Origin of the sequence: Marinomonas foliarum (assembly GCF_003337275.1) — a bacterium.
Lineage (GTDB): Bacteria > Pseudomonadota > Gammaproteobacteria > Pseudomonadales > Marinomonadaceae > Marinomonas > Marinomonas foliarum.
Map to the genome: position 1 here is coordinate 1 of NZ_QPJQ01000079.1, position 1299 is coordinate 1299.

Sequence of the window (1299 nt, forward strand, 5' to 3'; positions counted from 1 at the left end):
TGTCCCATCCTAAAATACGTTGACATAAAGAGGACTTCTTTATGGCGACATCAGGTATCAAGTGTATTAAGCGCACACAGCGTGACTATTCAATGGCTTTTAAATTAGGGGTAGTTGAGCGTGTAGAAAAAGGCGAAATGACCTACAAACAGGCTCAAGTTCACTTCGGCATCCAAGGTAGATCCACCGTTCTTGTTTGGCTAAGAAAGCATGGTAAATTAGATTGGTCTAAACCATTTTTACATCCTCTTATGCCTAATTCAAAAGAAACTCCAGCAGAAAAGATCAAACGCCTCGAGCGTGAGCTAGCAGATGAAAAGCTTAAAAACCAAGTCCTAAACGGCATGGTTGATATAATGGACAAAGAATATGGAGCTGGCCTGCGAAAAAAGTATTTATCCGGTACATCTGGCAAGCCAAAGAAAAACAGCAAGTCTCGCTAGCAGGTGCTTGTAGAGTGTTTGGTATATCGAGACAAGCAGTCTATCAATCTGTTGCACGATGGGAAGCTCGACGAGAAGAGCTGGCTCCCGTTAAAGAGAAAGTGCTTTATTGGCGTCAGTTCATGCCTAGATTGGGCACGAAAAAGCTGTATCGGTTAATCAAAAGTGATTTATTAGAAGCGGGTATTAAATTAGGCCGAGATGGGCTATTTAACTACTTACGAAAGGAAGGACTATTAGTAAAACCAAAAAAGAGCTTTACTAAAACGACGTTTAGTAAACACTGGATGAGAAAGCACCCCAACTTACTTAAAGACAAGGAAATAACACGACCTGGAGAAGTGCTTGTAAGTGATATTACTTATGTGGAATCTACTGAAGGTGTCCATTACTTATCATTAGTGACTGACGCTTACTCAAGAGAAATTGTTGGGCACCACCTGAGTCGAGATATGAAAGCTGTTCAGGTCGTTCAGGCCTTAAAAATGGCAGTGAAAGGAAACGATTTTTATAGAGGTGCGATTCATCATTCTGATCGAGGGCTTCAGTATTGCTCTGAAACCTATCAATCTGAATTATCGAAGGCAGGGATAAGGCCATCAATGACGGATGGATATGATTGTTACCAGAATGCTCTAGCAGAGAGAGTGAACGGAATTTTGAAACAAGAGTTTCTGATATATGATTGCAAGACCTTCGAGGATCTAGCTGTTTTAATTGATGAATCTGTAAACACTTATAATCATTTAAGGCCGCACTTGAGCCTCAAGATGAAAACACCGAATCAAGTGCGAAAAGAGAAAGGCCAGCTACAGGAGCTGGCCTAAAAACTGTCAACCTATTTTAGGACGACACA

At 41.0% G+C, this 1299-nt stretch carries 1 protein-coding gene; it reads left to right on the top strand.

Going from position 1 to position 1299, the window contains the following annotated elements:
• Positions 1–41 precede the first annotated feature (41 nt).
• Positions 42–1270, top strand: a protein-coding gene (locus DFP77_RS19405) for an IS3 family transposase (RefSeq protein ID WP_114413809.1) whose coding sequence is annotated in 2 segments (ribosomal slippage) — positions 42–393 and positions 393–1270 — 1230 coding nt in all. Because the reading frame shifts where the segments join, the coding sequence is not laid out codon by codon here.
• Positions 1271–1299 lie beyond the last annotated feature (29 nt).